Source organism: Candidatus Limnocylindrales bacterium (genome assembly GCA_035626395.1).
GTDB lineage: Bacteria > Desulfobacterota > Binatia > UBA1149 > CAITLU01 > DASPNH01.
The window spans coordinates 138,603-158,121 of sequence record DASPNR010000002.1; the positions used below are offsets into that span (position 1 = coordinate 138,603).

14 protein-coding genes and 1 tRNA gene are annotated in these 19,519 nt (G+C 67.2%); 7 read left to right on the forward strand and 8 right to left on the reverse strand.

Translation table 11 applies throughout. The features are described from left to right. Window positions 1-4: 4 nt before the first annotated feature. The gene (gene ftsH, locus VEC57_00980) at window positions 5-1,813 is read right to left on the reverse strand and encodes an ATP-dependent zinc metalloprotease FtsH (GenBank protein HYB97684.1); all 1,809 of its coding nucleotides are present in this window, start codon (window positions 1,811-1,813) and stop codon (window positions 5-7) included. Window positions 1,814-1,887: 74 nt separating this feature from the next. Next, window positions 1,888-2,928 (reverse strand): tRNA lysidine(34) synthetase TilS, encoded by a 1,041-nt coding sequence (tilS, locus tag VEC57_00985; GenBank protein HYB97685.1) that lies wholly within the window; start codon window positions 2,926-2,928, stop codon window positions 1,888-1,890. Between the two features lie 179 nt (window positions 2,929-3,107). Here tilS and VEC57_00990 point away from each other — a divergent pair, with 179 nt between their 5' ends. From VEC57_00990 to VEC57_01005, 4 genes are all read left to right on the forward strand, one after another. Then, entirely contained in the window at window positions 3,108-3,785 is a 678-nt protein-coding gene (locus VEC57_00990) for a hypothetical protein (protein ID HYB97686.1), read from the forward strand. 112 nt (window positions 3,786-3,897) lie between these two features. After that, window positions 3,898-5,865: a parallel beta-helix domain-containing protein gene (locus VEC57_00995; protein HYB97687.1), complete on the forward strand. Its 1,968-nt coding sequence runs from the start codon at window positions 3,898-3,900 to the stop codon at window positions 5,863-5,865. A 103-nt stretch (window positions 5,866-5,968) separates the two neighbouring features. Further along, window positions 5,969-8,329: a multiheme c-type cytochrome gene (locus VEC57_01000; GenBank protein HYB97688.1), complete on the forward strand. Its 2,361-nt coding sequence runs from the start codon at window positions 5,969-5,971 to the stop codon at window positions 8,327-8,329. After that, a complete protein-coding gene (locus VEC57_01005) occupies window positions 8,326-9,807 on the forward strand; it encodes a hypothetical protein (GenBank protein HYB97689.1) in 1,482 nt (493 codons plus the stop codon). The genes VEC57_01000 and VEC57_01005 overlap by 4 nt, the downstream gene beginning before the upstream one ends. A 175-nt stretch (window positions 9,808-9,982) precedes the next feature. Here VEC57_01005 and VEC57_01010 read toward each other — a convergent pair whose 3' ends face one another. The 3 genes from VEC57_01010 to VEC57_01020 all read right to left on the reverse strand — a co-directional run bounded on the left by VEC57_01010 (window position 9,983) and on the right by VEC57_01020 (window position 13,881). Beyond that, entirely contained in the window at window positions 9,983-10,144 is a 162-nt protein-coding gene (locus VEC57_01010) for a Flp family type IVb pilin (protein ID HYB97690.1), read from the reverse strand. A 446-nt stretch (window positions 10,145-10,590) separates the two neighbouring features. After that, window positions 10,591-10,752 (reverse strand): Flp family type IVb pilin, encoded by a 162-nt coding sequence (locus VEC57_01015; protein ID HYB97691.1) that lies wholly within the window; start codon window positions 10,750-10,752, stop codon window positions 10,591-10,593. 180 nt (window positions 10,753-10,932) lie between these two features. Next, on the reverse strand, window positions 10,933-13,881 hold the full coding sequence (locus tag VEC57_01020; protein ID HYB97692.1) for a hypothetical protein: 2,949 nt from the start codon (window positions 13,879-13,881) through the stop codon (window positions 10,933-10,935). Between the two features lie 270 nt (window positions 13,882-14,151). Between VEC57_01020 and VEC57_01025 the strand changes: the two genes are divergently transcribed. Both VEC57_01025 and VEC57_01030 read left to right on the forward strand, forming a co-directional pair. After that, complete coding sequence (locus VEC57_01025; protein HYB97693.1) at window positions 14,152-15,033, forward strand: hypothetical protein; 882 nt, start codon at window positions 14,152-14,154, stop codon at window positions 15,031-15,033. An 842-nt stretch (window positions 15,034-15,875) separates the two neighbouring features. Beyond that, entirely contained in the window at window positions 15,876-16,838 is a 963-nt protein-coding gene (locus VEC57_01030; GenBank protein HYB97694.1) for a hypothetical protein, read from the forward strand. A gap of 158 nt (window positions 16,839-16,996) precedes the next feature. On the opposite strand, the gene VEC57_01035 is transcribed toward VEC57_01030, so the two are convergent. From VEC57_01035 to lipB, 3 genes are all read right to left on the reverse strand, one after another. Continuing rightward, window positions 16,997-17,070, reverse strand: a tRNA-Met gene (locus tag VEC57_01035). Window positions 17,071-17,255: 185 nt separating this feature from the next. Further along, window positions 17,256-18,257 (reverse strand): methylmalonyl Co-A mutase-associated GTPase MeaB, encoded by a 1,002-nt coding sequence (meaB, locus tag VEC57_01040; protein ID HYB97695.1) that lies wholly within the window; start codon window positions 18,255-18,257, stop codon window positions 17,256-17,258. A gap of 34 nt (window positions 18,258-18,291) precedes the next feature. After that, complete coding sequence (lipB, locus tag VEC57_01045; GenBank protein HYB97696.1) at window positions 18,292-18,978, reverse strand: lipoyl(octanoyl) transferase LipB; 687 nt, start codon at window positions 18,976-18,978, stop codon at window positions 18,292-18,294. 71 nt (window positions 18,979-19,049) lie between these two features. Here lipB and VEC57_01050 point away from each other — a divergent pair, with 71 nt between their 5' ends. Then, the gene (locus VEC57_01050; GenBank protein ID HYB97697.1) at window positions 19,050-19,397 is read left to right on the forward strand and encodes a hypothetical protein; all 348 of its coding nucleotides are present in this window, start codon (window positions 19,050-19,052) and stop codon (window positions 19,395-19,397) included. Window positions 19,398-19,519 lie beyond the last annotated feature (122 nt).

Genomic DNA, 19,519 nt, shown 5'->3' on the forward strand with positions numbered 1-19,519 from the left:
TTGCTCAGGCTCCTGCCGGCAACGCGCACCCGCTCGAGCGCAGGATCTCGTCGATCTCCTTGCCGTCCAGCACCTCGCGCTCGAGCAGAGCCGAGGCCATCTTGTGCAGCGCGTCCAGGTTCGACTTCAGGATCGACTTGGCGCGCGTGTAGGCGTCGCTGAGGATGTGCTTCACTTCCTCGTCGATGTTGCGCGCGGTGTCCTCGCTGTACTCGCGCTGCTGATGCAGCTCGAGGCCGAGGAACGGCTCGTCGGCCGGGCGCTTGAACATGACCGGGCCGAGGTTCTCGCTCATGCCCCACTCGCACACCATCTTGCGCGCCAGCTGCGTGGCCTTCTCGATGTCGTTGCCGGCGCCGGTGGTGATCTCGTTCAGCACCAGCTCCTCGGCCACGCGGCCGCCGTACAGGATGGCGAGCGTGTTGAGCAGGAACGCCCTTCCATACGAGTGACGGTCCTCCTCGGGTAGCTGCTGCGTCAGGCCGAGAGCCATGCCGCGCGGAATGATCGTCACCTTGTGCACCGGGTCGGCGCCCGGGAGCATCTTGGCGACCAGCGCGTGTCCGGACTCGTGGTAGGCGGTGTTGCGGCGCTCCTCTTCGGAGAGCACGAGGCTGCGGCGCTCGCTGCCCATCAGCACCTTGTCCTTGGCGTCCTCGAAGTTGCGCTGCACCACGGTGTCTCGCCCTTCGCGCGCCGCCAGCAGCGCCGCCTCGTTCACCAGATTCTCCAGGTCGGCGCCGGAGAACCCGGGCGTGGCCTTGGCGAGCTGCTCGAGGTCGACGTCGGGTGCCAGCGGCACCTTGCGGGTGTGGACCTTGAGGATGCCGGTGCGGCCGCGGACGTCGGGGCGCGGAACCACCACGCGCCGGTCGAAGCGTCCCGGGCGCAGCAGGGCCGGGTCGAGCACGTCGGGCCGGTTGGTGGCGGCCATCAGGATCACGCCTTCGTTCGACTCGAAGCCGTCCATCTCGACCAGGAGCTGGTTCAGGGTCTGCTCGCGCTCGTCGTGCCCGCCGCCCAGGCCCGCGCCGCGATGGCGGCCGACGGCGTCGATCTCGTCGATGAAGATGATGCAGGGCGCGTTCTTCTTGCCCTGCACGAACAGGTCGCGGACGCGGCTGGCGCCGACGCCGACGAACATCTCGACGAAGTCGGAGCCCGAGATGGAGAAGAACGGAACGCCGGCCTCGCCCGCCACGGCGCGCGCGAGCAGCGTCTTGCCCGTACCCGGCGAGCCGACCAGCAGCACGCCCTTGGGAATGCGGCCGCCCAGACGCGTGAACTTCTTCGGATCGCGCAGGAAGGAGATGATCTCTTCGAGCTCTTCTTTGGCTTCGTCGATGCCGGCCACGTCGCTGAACGTGACCTTGTTGGTGTGTTCGTTGAGCAGCTTGGCCCGGCTCTTGCCGAACGACATCGCCTTGCCGCCGCCCATCTGCATCTGGCGCATGAAGAAGATCCACACGCCCACCAGCAAAAGCATCGGGAACCACTGGACGAGCATGATCACGTACCAGGGATCCTCGGCTTCGGGCTTGACCGAGAACGGAATCTTCTTGTCGATGAAACGCTTGATGGCGTCTTCGGAGGGGCCGTAGCTGCGGAAATCGCGATCGTCGGAGAGCTGGCCGCGGATGAGCTCACCCTGAACGGTAACGTTGCGGACTTTGCCGGCGTCGACTTCGGCGATGAGGTCGCTGTAGCTGATCTCCTGATCGCGGATCTGCTGGGCCTGGAACATGTTGAACAGCAACACGACCATCAGGCCGAGGACGAGCCACAAGGCGAGGTTTCTGGAGAACTGATTCATGCGAAACGGCTGATCGCTTCCTTCTGTTGGCACCCGGCCGGTTCCGGAGTGCGTGGTTCAAACGCTCGGATTTTCTACGAATTCTGCGTGACGCGCCGCAACCTAACACGCCCCTTGCCAGGCGGCAACACGCTGGATTGCCCGCTGTCGTCGCTGCCGGCCGTGGCATCGATGTCGGTGCGCGCGCTGCGCAAGCGCCCATTCTCGCACCAGACGCGCACGCCAGGAAGATCCAATCCGGTTGCGCCACGGGAGCCGTCGACCAGGCTCATCAGTTGCTCGACGTAGCTGGCATCGGGCGTGTTCACGCTGCTTACGCGTCCGAGCCAGCGCTGCAGCACCCTCGCGCGCAATGCCTCGTCGGCCTCGAGAAGCGAAGGCAGATCCAACTCGGGCCTGACGCCGCCGCCGGAGCGCCGGCAGTATGCCTCCAGTCGAGTCGCCTCGCTCTCCAGATAGCGATGGTCGCGGCGCCAGTGCCGGGCCGTGTCCAGCAGGTGCGAGAGCGCCCCTTCGCCGAATGCGCGCTCGATGGCCGGAAGGACGGCCGTACGGAGTCGGCCGCGCGCATAGCGCTCGGCGACGTTGCTGGCATCGTCCGCCCACGACCGGCCCTGCTCGCGCAGCAGCTCGCGCAGGTCCTGGCGACGCTGCTCGAGAAGAGGCCGCAGCAGGTTGCCCGCCACCGTCTGCATGCCGGCCAGGCCGCCCGGTCCGGCACCGCGAAGGAATTTGAGCATGATCGTCTCGATCTGGTCGTCGGCCGTGTGCGCGAGCACGATCCAGCGTGCCGCCCGCTGCTGCGCCAATGCCGCCAGGGCCGCGTGACGCGCGCGGCGGCAGGCGTCCTCGCCGGCGTCATCCGGATGAACACGCAGCAGATGGAAGGGAAAGCCCGCGCGCGCGCTGGCGCCGGCGGCGAGCTGCTGCTCGCGCGCCGCTTCCGCCCGCAGACCGTGATCCACGCATGCTACCTCGACCTGCAGCCGCAGCGGCGCGGCAAGGAGCTCCAGAATCGTGAGCAACGCCATCGAGTCGCCGCCCCCCGACACGCCGGCAAGCAGGCGGCAATCCGCGGCGCCTGCCTCCTCGAGGCTCGCGCGTACGTCGGCCACGATACGAAACGAGCGGCGCGAAAGGCGGTTCCGATGCGGTAGCGACATCTCGCCTCATCTTGCCGGGCGCCGATGGGGCAAACGAACCGTTTCCATCCTGGCAAACGCCGCACTCCGCTGGCAGCATCGCTGCCATGCGCCGCCTGAGGACTTTGGCTCCTCTACTCATCCTTGCCGTCGTGGCGGTTCCCAGCCGCGGCCGCGGGGGCCGGCTCGAAACCACCGAAGGCGCCGCCGGCGGTCCCGTTCCGGCGGCCGTCGAGGTCGCCCCTGTTCCTTCCGCCGATCTGCCGGCAGTCGCGCCGGCAGCCGTTCCGGACGAGCAAGGAATACCGCCGGCCGTTACACGCGAGAAGATGAACACTCTGGCCGCCGAGCTGCGGCGCATCGCCAGCGCCCACGGGCCGGACAGCGTCATCCTGCAGACCAAGCTCATGATGCGCAGCATCGCAGCCGGGGCGGTCGGTCCGACCGAAGTTCGCGTGGCGGGGCCATCCGCACGCCTCGGCCCGGAGTATCTGGAGATCGATGTCGACACCGGCATCATTTTCGCCGAGCCGGAAACGACGCAGAACGGCCGCACCGACATGATCTGGCGCCAGGTTGCCGGACCCGTTCTCGAGGAAATGGTCTCTTTCAACCTGGAGCCGCACGGCCTGGAGCTGGTCTTCCTGTTCGGAGTGCAGCAGACGAACGAGGATCCCGATCCGGCCAAGCCTTCACGCTTCGAGCGGTTCTCGATCTGGCTGCCGGCCGACAAGCTGGAATCGGCGGCGACCGAGAACCATACGGCCGATGCCATCCGTGGCGCTGCCGTCTTCGGTCATCTCTCGGCAGTCGAAGGTCGCGATCACTGATTCGCAAACACCTGCGGCGTCGAAACTTTCCTTGACACCAGTCCTCTCCCGCAGTTAGGGTGCCCCGCCGCCCGGACTCCAGCCGGGCACCAACACCCAGGGGAGGGTCCACATGAAGAAGGTTCTTTCGCGCGGCGCCGCGGTTGCGGTGTCGCTCGCTTTCGCTTCGGTCGCCGGGGCCGCCGCCGACGGTCCGACCTACTGCAAAGATCACGCTGCGCCGACCATCACGGCGCCCACGGGCGGGTCGGTCGCCTGCCAGAGCGCCATCACCAAGGCGTCGCAGAAATTCGTCAAGGCGGTGGTCAAGACGCGCGGCAAGTGCATCCTGAAGCGCGACTACACCGCCTGCCCCAACACCAAGGACGACGAGAAGGTCGCCAAGGCGGCGATCAAGGCGCAGGAGACCATCGCAGCAGCCTGCGGCGATACCTCCGGCCTCGGCAGCTCCTATGACGGCGTCGGGGGCTCCGACGTCGGCAGTTGCACCCTCTCCCAGCATCATGGCACGGCCGAAGTCTTCGTCGGCCTGACCCACGGCATTCCGGCAAACATCGTCTCGGCCAACGAGGATTGCGGCGCGGAGATCGGCAAGGTTGCGCAGAAGACGCTGGCCTCGGTCCTGAAGGTCGTCGACAAGTGCATCGAGGGCAAGATCAAGGCCGGCGACACCGGCGACATCGGCGAGGCGTGCGTCGGCTCGATTTCCGGCGGCGTCATCACTGCGCCGACCGACGGCGACACGGACGCGGCGCTGGACGCCCTGTTCGCCAAGTCGAGCGCCAGCCTGATCGACGCGTGCGGATCCCTCTCCGAGGCCAACATCGTGGCCTTGACTGCCTGCCCCGGCGCAACCACGGCCGAGCACGTCGCGGAGTGCGTCACCTGCAGCGTGTTCGACGCGGTCAACGAGATCGTCGATCAGCAGTACGCCGAGACCGGCACGCTCGTCACGAATGGCGCCGGCGCCATTCAGACCGCCGTCGATGCGGCCGCCACCGGCGACAAGCTGCTCGTCCAGTCCGGCACCTACAACGAGAGCGTTCACATCCCGTCTGCGACCTGCAATGGCGGCGACAACGACGGCTTGTCCTGTCTCGGCGACAGCGAGTGTCCTGGCGGCGGCGTCTGCGAGTCGCCGGCCGACAACCTGGCCATCGTCGGCTGCGGCGCGGCTGCCGACAACCGCCCGGTCCTGGAGCCGCCGCTGATGGGCGCCGATCCGAACGGCATCACCGCGGCCGGTGTCGACGGCCTGCACTTTCAGGCCCTGGAGCTGCGCGGCTGGGACGAGAACGGCGTGTTCGCCACCAATGCCGACGGCATCAGCTTCCGCGACATCTACGGCGACGGCGCCACCGCCGATGACGACTTCAGCGTCTATGCGGTCTTCCCGGTTGTCAGCCGCAACGTCGTCGTCGAGGGCAGCGAGGTCATCAACGTCCGCGATGCCGGCATCTACGTCGGCCAGTCCGAGGACATCACGGTGCGATTCAACGACGTGCACGACAACGTCACCGGCATCGAGATCGAGAACAGCCTGACGGCCGATGTCTACGGCAACACCGCCACGGCGAACACCGGCGGCATCCTGTCGTTCAAGCTGCCTGGCCCGGCGATCCAGACGCACGGCTTCCACAACTTCTTCGACAACCTGTCGTACGCCAACAACACGCCGAACTTCGCCATCCCCGGCAGCACCGTGTCGGCGGTGCTTCCCGGCACCGGCTTCATGATCATCTCGGATGACGACTCGGTGTATCGCCACAACTTCCTGCGCGACAACGACACGTTCGGCTTCGCGATCCTGGATCAGGAGATCATCAACGTGCTGGTCGAGGGCCCGGGACCCTTCGAGCCGACCAGCCCGGATCAGGACACGGAGCGGCTGCAGTTCCGCAACAACAACGTGCGCGAGAACGGCGGGAATCCGGACCCGAGCACCGAGGAGTTCAACTCCTATGGCAACTGGGTCTTCGCGCTGAGCACGGACACCAACGGGACATGCTTCGAGGGATCGACCATCAATCCTACGTTCACGCTCCACGAGGGCTCGGAAGCGTTCCCGGATTGCCCGTAGGCCGAAAAGGGGGATTCACTTGATCAGGCTTTCGATTTCGAAGGCCGAGCGGCGGCGGGAAGTGCGACGAGCGCTTCCCGCCGCTCTCGTTGTGGCTCTGGCGGTGTCGGGGGGGATTGCGGCGCAGGCCGCTCCCCTTCCCTCCACGCGAGAGGACTTCGAGGCGCCCGGCACGCAGCCGCTGACCGTCACCGACAACTTCGCCGTGCCCTCCGATTGCACGCCGTGCCACTCCGACTACGGCTCGCCGCAGATCGAGCCGTACCGCAACTGGCAGGGCTCGATGATGGCGCAGTCCGGACGCGACCCGCTGATGTACGCGGCGATGGCGATCGCCAATCAGGATGCGCCGCACGCCGGCGAGACGTGCATCCGCTGCCACATGCCCAAGGGCTGGCTCGAAGGCCGCTCGGCGCCCGAAGATGCCACGGCCACGACGGCCGACGACCGCCAGGGCGTCCAGTGCAGCGTGTGCCATCGCCTCGTCGATCCCGTCGGCGGCGCCGGCTCTCCCGCCGAGGACGCAGCGATCCTGGGCGCGCTCACGCAGCCCGTGACGACGATCGGCAACGCGCAGATGGTCGTCGATCCGCAGCAGCGGCTGCGCGGCCCCTTCGACATCGTCGCCGACCTCGGCGGCAACCCGCATCCCAAGAGCACGCTGGTGTCGCCGTACCACGAGTCCTCGGAACTCTGCGGCACCTGCCACAACGTCAAGAACCCGCTCTTCACTCGCAACATGGGCGGCGAGTACGAGCTCAACACGTTCGATCTGGCCGGCGATCTCAGCCTGGCCTTCCCGGAGCAGTCGACCTACGACGAATGGCTCAACAGCCAGTACGCCACCACCGGCGTCTACGCGCCGCAGTTCGCGGGCGCCGGCGCGGGCGTCGAGGGCGACTACACCGTCTCGACCTGCCAGAGCTGCCACATGCCGCGCATTCCGGGCAAGGACGCCAGCACCGGCATCTTCCGGCAGAACATGCCCCTGCACAGCATGGTCGGCGCCAACACGTTCGTTCCGCGCATCATTCCGCTTCACCCGGCTTTCGGCGGCGAGGTGGACGCCGACATTCTCGAGCAGGGAGCGCAGGCCGCCGAAGAGATGCTGCGGCGGGCGGCGACGGTCTCGGCAACGATCGAGAACGGCAACCTGACGGTGCGCGTCACCAACGAGACCGGCCACAAGCTGCCGACGGGGTATCCCGAAGGGCGCCGCATGTGGCTGCAGGTGCGCGCATTCGACGCCGAGCGCAACGTCGTGCTGAGCTCGGGCCGATACTCCTTTGCCGATGCGACCATCGCCGGTTATGGCGCCCACCCGCTCGACGAGGACTACGATCCGCACCTTCAGGTCTGGGAAGCGCTGCACGGCATGAGCGAGGACGTGGCAGCAGCCGCGGGCCTCGATCCCGAAGCGGACTTCCACCTGATCCTCAACAACGTGCGCGAGAAGGACAACCGCATTCCGCCGCGCGGCTTCACCAACGCGGCCTACGCGGCGGTCGATGCGCATCCGATCGGCGACACCTTCGCCGATGGCCAGTACTGGGACGATGTCGTCTATCCCGTCGGACCCGACGCCGTCGCGGCCGAGGTGACGCTGTACTACCAGACCACCTCACGCGAATACGTCGAGTTCCTGCGCGACGAGAACATCACCAACGCTGCCGGGCCGATCCTTTTCGACCTGTGGGACCAGAACGGCCGGGCGGCGCCGGTGGAGATGGCCAGGGTCTTCGTCGAGACCGACGAGGCCGTCGTCGCCGCTTGCCGCAAGAACGTCGACAAGCTGCAGGCCAAGTACTTCAAGACGTATCTCGGCGCATGGTCGGCCTGCTACGCCACCGAGGCCGCCAGCCTCCCGTGCGACGAAGGCGCGGTCGAGGACAGCGTCGAGGCAGCCGCGGCCAGGGTGCAGGAGCGCCTCGGCGGCATTCGTGACAAGCGTTGCGCAGGAGCCAGCCTGACGCCGGCGAGCATCGGCCTGGGCAGTTACTGCCCGGCGCCCTGCTCCACCGTCGCGCTGTTCGACCTGAGCGACGTCGCCTCGTGCGCGATCTGCCTCTCCGAAGCGGTTGCCGATACCGCGCTGTCGTCGGCCTACGGCGTCGCGCCGCCGGAGGTGCCCGACAACGTCGACTTCGGGGCGCCGGCGCAGTGTCAGCGCAACCTGGCTGACGCGGCGACCCGACTGGCAGCGTCGTGGACACGAACGCTGACGCGATGCGAGGCGGGCAATGCCAACGGCACCAACGTGCCGCCGCTGGATTGCTCGTCCGATCCGACCGGGAAGATCGCGGCTGCGCAGGACAGTGCCGCCGCGCGCGTCGATCACTGCGAGTCGTTCACCAGCATCGAAGGATGCGCAGACGGCGCCGCCGACAACGCGGCCGCCTACCAGTGCATCGAGGACGCGCTCGGCGCGGTCGTGCCGGCGTTCGCGGAGGTAGCCTACCCATGAGCCGTGCAAGCAGCACCATTGCCCGAGCGGGAGTGGCCGTGCTCGCGCTCGCTTGTGGCGCGGGCGTCGCCCAGGCGCGGCCGACCTATTTCGACAACTTCAAGGCGCACTACGGGGTTGCCGAGGCGAGCAACCTCGACACGTGCGGCGTCTGCCACTTCCGCTTCACCGGATCGGGAGCGCGAAATTCCTTCGGCACCTCGGTGGAGCAGCAGCTGTATCTCGGCAAGTCGGTGGTGCAGTCGCTGACCGACGTCGAGAACGCCGACAGCGATGGCGACGGCTTCACCAACGCCCAGGAGATCATCGACTACATGACGTTGCCCGGTTTCAACTGCGACAACTTCATGCAGGCGGTGGGCGCACCCGCAGGCTATGACACGTACATCACGCCTCTGGTGGACAGCTGCCTGGAACCGCTGGACATCCGTGTCTCGCCCGACTCCGCCGTCCTCGTGGCGCTGGTAGGCAAGGTGAAGACGTTCGACATCGCCGTCTACAACAACGGCAGCGAGAACCCGCTGCAGATCAGCAGCTACGAGCTGGTCGCGGGCGCGCCGGCCAGCCTTTCGCTCAGCGGCCCGGCGGCGCCGCTGTCCATTCCGGTCGGTGGCAGCGAGATCATCCAGATCGTGTTCGCGCCGGCGTCGGCGGCCTTCTCGGATGCGACGCTGCGCATCTTCTCCGACGACCCCGATGAACCGACGCTGGATCTGCCGATCACGGCGATCTCGACGCCCGATGCCACGGCCGAAGGCGCGCTGCGCGCTCCGTGCTTCGAGACCATCGGCAAGGCGATGGCGCGCTACACGAAGGCGCACCTTCGCGAGTGGAACCGCTGCTACCTCGAGGAGCTGGCCGGTCGCGCGTGCGACACGGGCGCCCGCGAGCTGCGCCTGGCCAAGGCCGCCGAGAAGCTGGCCGCCGTCATTGGCGGCGCCAAGGACAAGACCTGCGCGGGCGCGGGCCTGACGCGCGCCAGCCTGGGCTTTCCCACGCAGTGCAGCGGCGGATGCAGCCAGATGAGCGTGAGCAGCATCTCCAACATCGGCCGGTGCCTGCAGTGCGTGCAGGACGAGGTCATGACCGAGTACCTGCGCGCCGGCATCGGCACCGGGCCGCCCGACCTTCCGCCCAACGTCATCGCGGGCGAGGACGCATTCGCCTGTCAGGAGCGCATCCTGCGCGATCTGCAGAAGGGCATGGCTCGCATCTATGCGTCGCTGAACGAGTGCGAGCTGGCTGCGGTGCTGGCCGATGCGGAGGAGGATCCCGATTGCCTGACGGCGCAGGCGGCGCAGATCGCCGAGCTGCGCGCGACGGTGGATGCGTCGGTCGACAAGTGCCTCGACACCACCGGTCTGCTCGGGTGCCGCTTCGAAGGCATGGATGCGGATCCGCTCTGTCTCGGCAACGCGGCCGAGGACCTGGCGAGCGAGCTCAGCCAGACGACCTTCGGCACATACGGCGAGGAATAGGCGCCGCGCGTTCAGCGCGGCACGGCAGTCATGAGCGGCGCGGGACGACGATGGTCGTTCCGTGCCGACAAAGCAGGTTCGGTGGCGGCGTACGTTTGCGGCGGCCACAAACAGACACGCCCCGGCTCTTTCGAGCCGAGGCGTGCTGTGTTCGGAGTTGCCTCGTCCTTAGGTCTTAGCTGAGCGCCGTGGCGACCTCGTCGAGCTTGGCCGACAGGTTGGTGCCAACGGAGGTCATGGCCGTGATGGCCGCGATCGAGATCAGAGCGGCAAGCAGGCCGTACTCAATCGCCGTCGCGCCAGTCTCGTCCTTCATGAATGCAACAAAACGTCCCATTTTTTTGTGTCCTTCTTTGTTTAGTGAAGCCGCGGAAGTCGTTCGTCCCTACGCTCCAGCTCGCTCCCGGACCCTATAAAGCAATCGCGGTGCCAACTGCGGCGGGCGTGGTAAGTCCCTGAAATTCCACGGCAGTCATTGCGGGCTGCCGGCCGGGCGCCGGTACAGGCATGAACGCGTGCGGGAAAGACGCTGCAGTTGGTGCGACAACCGTCCCGCACAAACGCGGGCTCGATCACGCATAGGTCTGAAGTGTGCGGCCATTCCGGCAGCGCTGACGGCGCCTGCATCGCACATGCTGGCGGTAAGGACGCCGCGGTGGCCGGCGCCCGTCGTTCGCGCCGGCATCTCCACGCATCGGCGAAACACCGGGGCCTGAAAACGACTTCGCCCCGGGCCGTTGCCGGCGCCGGGGCGAATGATCCGAGGCTGCAGGACAGCTCGGATCAGCTGAGGGTCGTTGCCGCCTCGTCGAGCTTTGCAGCCAGATTGGTTCCGACGCTGCTCATGGCCGTGATGGCCACTACGGAGATCAGAGCCGCCAGCAGGCCGTACTCGATCGCCGTCGCGCCGGACTCGTCGTTCCAGAATGCAATCCAATCTTTCATCTTTCTCCGGTCCTTCTTTGTTGATTGAAGCGACGAGGCGGCGCAGTGCCCGCCCCGGAACCTCGCGCCAACGAAAGCAAACCGAATGCCAGCAGGAACGGGGTCAGGTCTTCCGATCGAGCACTTCGACGCAGTGCGGAAAATGCTCCTGAGCAAGACTGACCCCGTGCCGTCGTGCCGTCAGTTGGTGTTGCGGATGAGGAAGGCCAGCAGCGGGTCGTAGACCTGGTTGTGCGACGGGTCGTCTTCGGCCGAGACGACGTCGATGTGCGCGTAGCCCTCGCTGACATAGGCCTCGAAGCCGCCCGCGACGCCGCCGTAGATCGTGTCGATCGCATCGGTCATGACGACGCGCGGGCCGCCGCTGCAGCTGGCCGCCGTGCATGGCGCGATGCTGAGCGCGAACGGCTCCCACGCCGCCATCGTCGGCGAGATGCCATTGCTGCCGCCGAAGGCGATGACCGGAATGTCGATGTCCGCGCCTTCGGTCAGGTTCTCGATGTCGGGCCGGCCGCGGCCGACCGACAGTGCCGAGGAATCCAGGCCGCCGGTAAAGCCGCCGGTGCCGACGATCAGCTCGGCCGTGACGCCGAGGCCCGAGGACGCGAAGTACCAGTCACCGATGTTGCGGTCGCCGGTGCGCACCATCGTCAGCACGCTCTCCATGCGCGAGATCTCCTTCTCCTGTCCGTTGACGTCGAAGGTGCTGCCCGGCGCGCCGTTGTCCGGCACCGCCAGAGGCGGCATCGGCCAGTCGATGCCCTTCCAGTAGCGGTACGGGTCGGTCGTGGAGGCGGCGGCGAGCAGGAACGTGCCGAAGTTGAGGTTCGGCCCGTTGTCCGAAAAGCCCATCGACGACATGAACGAGACCTCGGGCGAGTAATCGTCGTCGAGGAAGAAGCCCACGGTGGCCTCGGCGCTGCCGGCCGGCAGCAGGTCGAGCAGCGCAAGACCGGGCACCAGTTCGACGGCGGAGCCCGAGCCGTAGTCCACCTGCGCGATCGAGAGCGAATCGGGATGGCGCCGACCCTGCAGGCTGACGGCGTCGCCGACGGCGTGAATCTGCGGTGAGATGACGCCGCCGGCGAAAGCATCCACCGGCGGAACGCACTTGTTGGTCAACGCGCCCGCGGCAAGCGGCAGCGCGGCGCAGTCGGAATCGCCGTTAGGACAAGGCGTGCCGTCGTAGCAGCTGGCCGCGCCGGTGCGGATCGCGTGATAGAGGCCGCCGTCGGCCTTGGCGATGACGAAGTCGAGCGCGTCGTCGCTAGGCGGCCCGAGCGGCAGCGAGTCGCCATTGCCCTCGAACAGCACCAGGCCGTCGACCTTCTCGTATCCCGGTACCACCGGCACCCCCGGATCGAGGTCGGTGGCCGCGTAGCGCGCGCTGAACAGCGTTCCCAGCGAGTGGCCGCCGAGGAAGACGTTGGGACTGCTCGGCAGCGCGCGCGCCGCATCGATGACGGCATCGATGTCGTGGATGAACATGTTGTAGGTGAAGTTGGCGATGAAGGGGATGTCCTGCCCCTCATGGAACACCGCGCGGCGGCTGAGACGGTCATCGAGCGTCAGCCCGAGCTCCTGGCCGAAGTACCAGTCCAGCGCGAGCTGCGGATCGTCCTCGAGCTCGGCGAAATGCGCGCCCGCATCGTCTTCGAGCTGGTCGGTGCGGCGATCGAACGCCCACACCTCGAGCACGATGTTCCCGTCGGCCGCGGCCTTGGCCACCATCTTTTCCGCGACGATCTTCAGCGAATGCGCTCCGCCGGCGAAGCCTGGAACGAGCACCAGGACAGCATCCGGATCGCCCGCGCCCGGCGCGAAGTAGCGCACGTAGGACGCATTGTTGAGGTTGAAGATCGTGCTGCCGAACTGGCGGTACAGCGAGCCGCCGACCTCCACCGCGTTGGCCGGCGTGCCGTCGGGAGTGTGAGCGGGATCGGCCGAGCTCGGGATGCTGACCGACTGCGAGTCGGTCGGCCCGATCTGACACGTATTCGTGCAGGTGTCCTCGTTGACGCGGTTGCCGTCGTCGCAGGCTTCGCCGGCATCGACGACGTTGTTGCCGCACTCGGGCGTGCAGAAGTCCGCGATGTTGAACAGCGACCACGGCGACTCGTTGCCGAGCTGGCAGGTGCGCGGCGCGATCTCGTCGATGGCGTAGAACATCGCCTGCTCGGCCGCGTCCTGAGCGCAGGTGATCGCGCCGCCGATGGTCAGCGAGCCCCCGCAGTGCGCGCCAAAACCGAGCCCGCCCAGCATCTGCTCGACCGTGACCCCCTCGCAGTAGCCGGCGGCCTTGGTCAGCGACGCGGAGCCGATGGCTGCCGAGACTTTGCCATGAGCTTTGGGGCATGCCTTGGAGCTGTCGTCGTTGACGTAGCAGGAAGGCGGCTGCGGGAGCTGCGTGATGACGCGGTCGCCGGTCAGGCGGCACTCGAACAGGCTGCCGAGGCACGGCGCCATGTCCTTGGGCAGCTTCCCGAAGGGCTTGAACATCGTCTTGGCCAGCCCGCGCTGGCACGCCGCCAGCGCCGCCGGATCCCCGCTGGTGGCCGGGGAATCGGGACGGACGCTCAGGCAGGAGGTGGCCTGCGGATGCGTGCCGGTCAGGCCGGCGCGGTCCATCAGCTCGAACATGCGCGGAGAGAGGTCCTCGGCGAAGTCGGCCGCGCGGCAGCGCAGACGCGACATCACGCAGGCGATCGCCTGAGCGCGGTTGGTGATGGCGCCGCAGGAGTCCAGCAGGCGGCGAAAGCCGAGGCCGACGCTGGTGGAATAGTCATAGGGGCGAACCTGCTGGCACGAGCCGGCGATCTTCTCGCCCACGGCCGCCTCTCCCTCATCGAGCTTGTCGAGCGTGTTGCTGCAGTAGGCGACGGCCGGCCCGCTGCATGCCTCGAAGCTGCCTCCCGACAGCTCCTCCTCCAGAGCGCATGCGAGCAGCTTGTCGGAGCATTTCAGCAGCGAGTCGATGCGCTTCTTCAGAAGCGTCGCCGAGTTCTTCAGGAAGGCTTCCTGGCAGTCGACGTAGACGCTGCGGGCTCGCACCTGTGCATGCGCCGCCGGAGTGCAGACGAACAGAAAGGCCGCCGTGGCAAGCCACGCGGCCGTACGATGAATCCTCATGTGGGGTCCCTCCCTCCGAGCGCCAATGTTTCGCGCCGCCGCAGGGCTGTCAACGAAGTTCCGGGCATGCGACGCAAGGAAACGCTGCTCCGAACATCCAGGAGATACGCGCGCGTCTGGCTGACGTGCGCGCATCGCTGGCGGCGGCGCGGGCGCGGCCAGCGCGCGGGCGTCGTCGTCGCGGTGCTTGACAGAGCCGGATGAGGAGGGCCTACGCTAGTGCATCCACAGATTCACAGGCGTGGTCGCAGTCTGCGCCGGAGGCACGTCATGGCCCGCACGCACCGTAATCTTGGCCGCTTCTCGCTGGTTCTCGCCCTTGTCTCCTGCGTCGGCCTGTCGGCATTCGCGGTCGCCCAGGACGAGCCGCCGGTGCCGCGACGAAAGCTCCTGCGCGCCGAGGTCGCCAAGTTGCGCGGCGAGGTCGCGCGTCTGGCCAGCCAGCTCGACTATCTGCAGCGTAGCGAGCGGGGCGACGAGGACGGCGACGCCGGGCCCGAGCCGGGCATGCCGCCGAGCCCGGGCGGCTATCCCGTCTACGGCCTGTGCTCCGACCCGTGTTCCTACGATTCGGATGAGGACGGTCTCGGCGACTGCGAAGACCCCTGCCCCTGCGACCCGAACACCGCCGACGACGACAACGACGGCTATCCCGATTGCTACGATCCGTGCCCCGGCGAGACCGACAACGCATGCGCCGACCCATGCAAGCAGGACTCGGACGGCGATCAGGTCGGTGACTGCGAGGACCCGTGCCCCTACGATGCCAACAATGCCGATGACGACGGCGACGGCTGGGCCGACTGCTACGACCCGTGCACCGGCGACGCAGAAAATCACTGCATCGATCCGTGCCACTACGACTCCGACGGCGACGGCACCACCGACTGCGAAGACCCTTGCCCGTACGATCCCGCTGAATCCAAGGACAGCGACGAGGACGGCACGGCCGATTGTCAGGACCCCTGCCCCGATGACATCAGCAACGCCTGCAGCGACCCGTGCCAGACCGATCAGGACGGCGACGGCACCGACGACTGCTGGGATCCGTGCCCGTGGTATCCGACGGGTCCCGCAGGCGGTGAGAACGGCGGAGGCGGCACCACGGACGATTGGTGCTGGCCGTCGCCCATGGCGCTGCGCGCGCGCTGACCGGAACGATCGGCGCGGTACTAGCCACCTTGACGTTCCAAGATTGAATCCGGCAGCGGGCCGGGAACCGCCGCGATCGCCGCGGCGGGCGTCGTCGCGGCGGCCGTAGCGCAGGCGGACTCGCCGCGGCCCGATCCTGCGATGCGCGGCGGCCATTGCCGACGCGTCCGCCCGATGGCGGACGGAACTCCAGTACAGCCGGCCTATAGGCGGGGTGCGGCCGATGGGCAACGCCGACCTGCCGGTCGGCACGCCGCGGGTGTTGACACACGGCGGACATGCGGGCAAATCCACATGGGGGGCAACCGCGTGACTGGCGCAAAAACGACGTTATTCGGGAGAGGTTTCGTGACCAAACCAGGCAAATCGTGGCTGGCGGCGGCGGCATGGGTCGCTGTCGTCTTGTGTGCGCGACCGAGCACGGGCGAAGCGCAAGAATACGATCATCTCGAGTGCTACCGAACGCGGGAGCTCCGGCGTGGAGCTTGGTCGGCAAATGCTCACCTTCTCGACGTTCTGTCGCTCACGCCCGATCCGCGGTTCGCGGGAAACTTCTCCGATCACTCAGGCTGCCGGATCAAGGGCACACAGCCCACGGAAATCTGCACGCCAGTCGTCAAGTCCCCGAGCGAAGCGCCCGCCGGACCGAACCTGACCAACCGTCTCGCGTGCTATGCGATGGTGTGTCCGGCTCCATCCGGACATCAAGACATCACACTGACCAACCAGTTCGGCTCGGGCACGGCCACGCTGCGGCAAGCAGCAACCCGTCGAAAGAAGACGGTCCGATCGCTGTGCGTCCCGATTGAAGGGGCACTGCGATGAACGGCGCGAGATTGGAAATGGACGACTTCACTCGCTGCCGAATCTCGCGAGGCAGGATTCGGCCGCTGGTCCGCGTCGCTGCGGTTCTGGTTGTCGCGGCTGCCGCGTTTCCCGCCACCGCCATCGCCCAGCCTTACGATCACCTTGAATGTTACCGGCTGCGCGCGCGAGGCGACCAATGGACGGTGAATACCGGCCATGCCTCGGAGACTCTTACGCTGACGCCATCGGATATACCGCCGTTCGCGGTCGATGAAGGCTGCCGCCTGCTGCCGGTGCGCAATCCGCGTCCACGCCAGCTTTGCGTGCCGGTCGACAAGGCGCCGAGGCAGGCGCCGGCCGGGCAGGCCCTGTCCAACCTCTATGCCTGCTACTTCCTCGAATGCACGGAGAACGACGATCTCGATCTCAGTGTGACCACGCAGTTCGGCGCGGGCGCAATCGGGATTCGGCGTGACACCGAATATCGCAAGCTCTGCGTCCCAACGCAGCTGGGATCGTTCGCGACGACAACGACGAGCACGACGCTTTCGAGCACGACCACGGCACCGCCGTCCACGACAACGACCACGGCCCCGCCGACCACGACGACGACGACCACGACGACGACGACGACCACAACGACATCGGTGACGACGACGACCACGACGACGTCGACCACGACGACGACGCTGCCGGCGACCACGACGACCATCATCGTGACGACGACCGTGGAAACAGGCACCACGATCAAGGCCCCTACGACTTCGGTGACCAGCACGACGAGCGCCGAGTGCATCCCGTTTCCATGCAGGAACGGAGGTACGTTCGTGCACGACCTGTGCGTGTGTGAGTGCCCGCCAAAGATTTCGGGCAATGCGTGCGAGAACTACAACTGCAGCGCTGGTCACCAGGACGAAGGTTACTGTATCGGCGTAACGCGTGAGCAGTGTCAGGACGAAGCCGTCGCGGGGCAGTGTCCGCAAAAATGTCTCTGCTGAACGCGCTGACGCCTCGTGTGCCGGACCGTTTTGGTCGGCGGGCACCCGAGACGAGATCGACGGCAGTCCTTCAAGCATCCGCTCCGGGCTTGCGGCTGCTCCGTTCTGTAGCGGCGGACGTCGTCACGGAAGCTGCGGAATACGGAGTGGAAAGCGAGTGGCGATGGGTGGACTCGAACCACCGACCTAGGGATTATGAGGCCCTCGCTCTAACCGCCTGAGCTACATCGCCACAAAGCCGCGTTTTCTCGCCACCGCGGCGCTGGATGTCAAACGTTTCCGCGCGAGTGCGGCGTCGCGTGCCGCCGCCCTTGCGCATTGGCTGCCTGCCGTCGCGCGCGCAGGAACGAATGCCTGCCCGCGACGCCCGGCCCGCAGCATCGATATGGCTCCCCGCCACGATGTGGACCGTTTGATTCAGGACCCGACGCCGTTCTTCCCTGCCAGCATCTGCGCCAGCCGCTCGCGGTCGCCGAGAATCTCGAGCGCCGCATGGTAAGGGTCCTGCTCGCCCGCGGACACGCGCGCGAGCGTCGTTTGCACCGCTTCGTTCGCGGCGCCGCTGCGCAGCCGTCGCATCACTTCCTCTTCGCAGATCTCGAAGACCTCGGCGCGCAGCCGCCGCGCAACGACGTCGCGCTGCGGATGCTCCTTGCGAAACTCTCGGTGCGTCATCGCCGCGTCGAGCACGGCCTCGGTTCCTTCGCCCGCCGACGCCTTGGTCAGCAGCACCGGCACTTTCCATGCGTTCGAATCGTCCGCGCTCTTCAGCGCCAGCATCATCTCGAGCTCGGTGCGCATCCGCGTGGCGCCTTCGCGGTCGGCCTTGTTCACCACGAAGACGTCGGCGATCTCGAGCAGGCCGGCTTTCATCACCTGCACCGTGTCCCCGGCCTCGGGCACCAGGATCACGACGACGGTATCGGCGACTTCCATGATGTCGAGCTCGGTCTGGCCCACGCCAACGGTCTCGATGATGACGACATCCTTGCCCGAAGCGTCCATCAGCCGAGCCACGTCGCGTCCCGAGCGCGTCAGGCCGCCGTGGCTGCCGCGCGTGGAAAGGCTGCGAATGAAGACGCCTTCGTCGAGGAAATGGCGCTGCATGCGAATGCGGTCGCCGAGCACCGAACCGCCGGAGAACGGACTGGAAGGATCGATGGCCACGACGCCGACGGTCAGCCCTCGCTCGCGGCAGTGGCCGATGATCGCGCTCGTCATGGTGGACTTGCCGGCGCCGGGCGGGCCGGTCAGGCCGATCGTGAAGGCATGACCGCAGTGCTTGTAGATGCGCGACATCACCTCGGCGGTGTGCGCGGCGCGGTTCTCGACCAGCGTGATGAGGCGGGCCAGTGCCACGCGGTCGCCGGCGAGCGTGGCTTCGGCGAGCGCGTGTGGATCGCGGTTGCGCGTGGACATCGATGACCTTCGTCAATCCCGAATCGCTGAGTACCTATGCGCGGCAGTCCGCTTGGCGCTGGCGCATGCGACGGATCGTGTGCGCGGTCAGCCGCTCGGAGGCTTGGTCGCAGGGCACGGTGGCGCCTGTGGTGGCCGAGATCGTGGTGACGCGCTCGCCGCCGACGCCGCAGGTGACGATACAGTCGAAGACCGAAGCATCCAAACCGACGTTGAGCGCCACGCCGTGGTAGCTGACGCCGCGCGCGATGCGCAATCCTATGGACGCGATCTTGCCGCCGCCCGTCCAGATCCCTGCCGTTCCGGGATGACGCTCGCCGACGATGCCGTAGTCGCGGAGCGTGTCGAGCAGCGCGCCTTCGAGCAGGCAGACCCAGTCCTTGACGCCGACCCCGAGCTCCTCGATCGATACGATCGGATACATCACGACCTGGCCCGGGCCGTGGTAGGTGGCCCGCCCTCCCCGATCGCTGCGCGCAATGGTGATGCCGCGGCGGTGAAGCTCGGAGGGATCGGCCAACACGTCGGTGGCGGGCGCGTGACGGCCGAGCGTGATCGTCGGCGGATGCTCGACGACGACCAGCGTGTCCGGAACCTGTCCGCGCAGGCGGCGCTCGTGAAGCTCGAGCTGGCGAGCCAGGGCCGCTGCGTACTCGAGGCGCCCCCAATGCTCCACGCGAGGATCGGCCACGATGTTGGGATGGGCGACCTCGGACCGCATCGGCCGACCATAGCCAGCCGGTCCCCGGGCCTCAACTTGCAAGGAACACGCTCCTGGCCCCATTTCCGGACATGGCGCGGGCCCACTCCAATCTGATGCTGATCGTCGGCGCCTCGCTGCTGGCGCTGGGTATCGGCAACACGCTGCTGGGCCTTTCCAAGCTGCCCGAGTACCGCGCCAAGAAGCACGCCGCCGTGGCCATCGCCGGCGACAGCGCGCGACGCATGACGCAGGGAACGGCGGCCATCCTCGATCCGGCAACCGATGCGCAACTGCTCTTCGACAGCGCCTTTACCAAGTACGAGTACTACCGCGTCGTCCTTCGCGGCGGCATCTGGCTGACTGCGCTCGGGCTGATCCTGATCGGCGGCGTGACCGTCCGGCGAATCTTTGTGCGCACTGGTGCCGTACAAAGTTGACCACAGGAACGCGCAGCCTGTATCCTCCTCACGTTGGGTCGCCGGAGCGCCTGCTCATGCAGCAGGGTGGCGGGCGGCGGAGGTGTGGATGCGGCGAGGCTCTGGCCGGCTCGGCTCGGCAA

Excerpts from the sequence above, each read along its gene's own strand:
- VEC57_01025 (HYB97693.1), top strand. The coding sequence starts at position 14,152 with ATGGCCCGCACGCACCGTAATCTTGGCCGCTTCTCGCTGGTTCTCGCC.
- VEC57_00995 (HYB97687.1), top strand. The coding sequence starts at position 3,898 with ATGAAGAAGGTTCTTTCGCGCGGCGCCGCGGTTGCGGTGTCGCTCGCT.
- lipB (HYB97696.1), bottom strand. The coding sequence starts at position 18,978 with ATGCGGTCCGAGGTCGCCCATCCCAACATCGTGGCCGATCCTCGCGTG.
- VEC57_01050 (HYB97697.1), top strand. The coding sequence starts at position 19,050 with ATGGCGCGGGCCCACTCCAATCTGATGCTGATCGTCGGCGCCTCGCTG.
- VEC57_01020 (HYB97692.1), bottom strand. The coding sequence starts at position 13,881 with ATGAGGATTCATCGTACGGCCGCGTGGCTTGCCACGGCGGCCTTTCTG.
- VEC57_01005 (HYB97689.1), top strand. The coding sequence starts at position 8,326 with ATGAGCCGTGCAAGCAGCACCATTGCCCGAGCGGGAGTGGCCGTGCTC.
- meaB (HYB97695.1), bottom strand. The coding sequence starts at position 18,257 with ATGTCCACGCGCAACCGCGATCCACACGCGCTCGCCGAAGCCACGCTC.
- VEC57_01015 (HYB97691.1), bottom strand. The coding sequence starts at position 10,752 with ATGAAAGATTGGATTGCATTCTGGAACGACGAGTCCGGCGCGACGGCG.
- VEC57_01010 (HYB97690.1), bottom strand. The coding sequence starts at position 10,144 with ATGGGACGTTTTGTTGCATTCATGAAGGACGAGACTGGCGCGACGGCG.
- ftsH (HYB97684.1), bottom strand. The coding sequence starts at position 1,813 with ATGAATCAGTTCTCCAGAAACCTCGCCTTGTGGCTCGTCCTCGGCCTG.
- VEC57_01030 (HYB97694.1), top strand. The coding sequence starts at position 15,876 with ATGGACGACTTCACTCGCTGCCGAATCTCGCGAGGCAGGATTCGGCCG.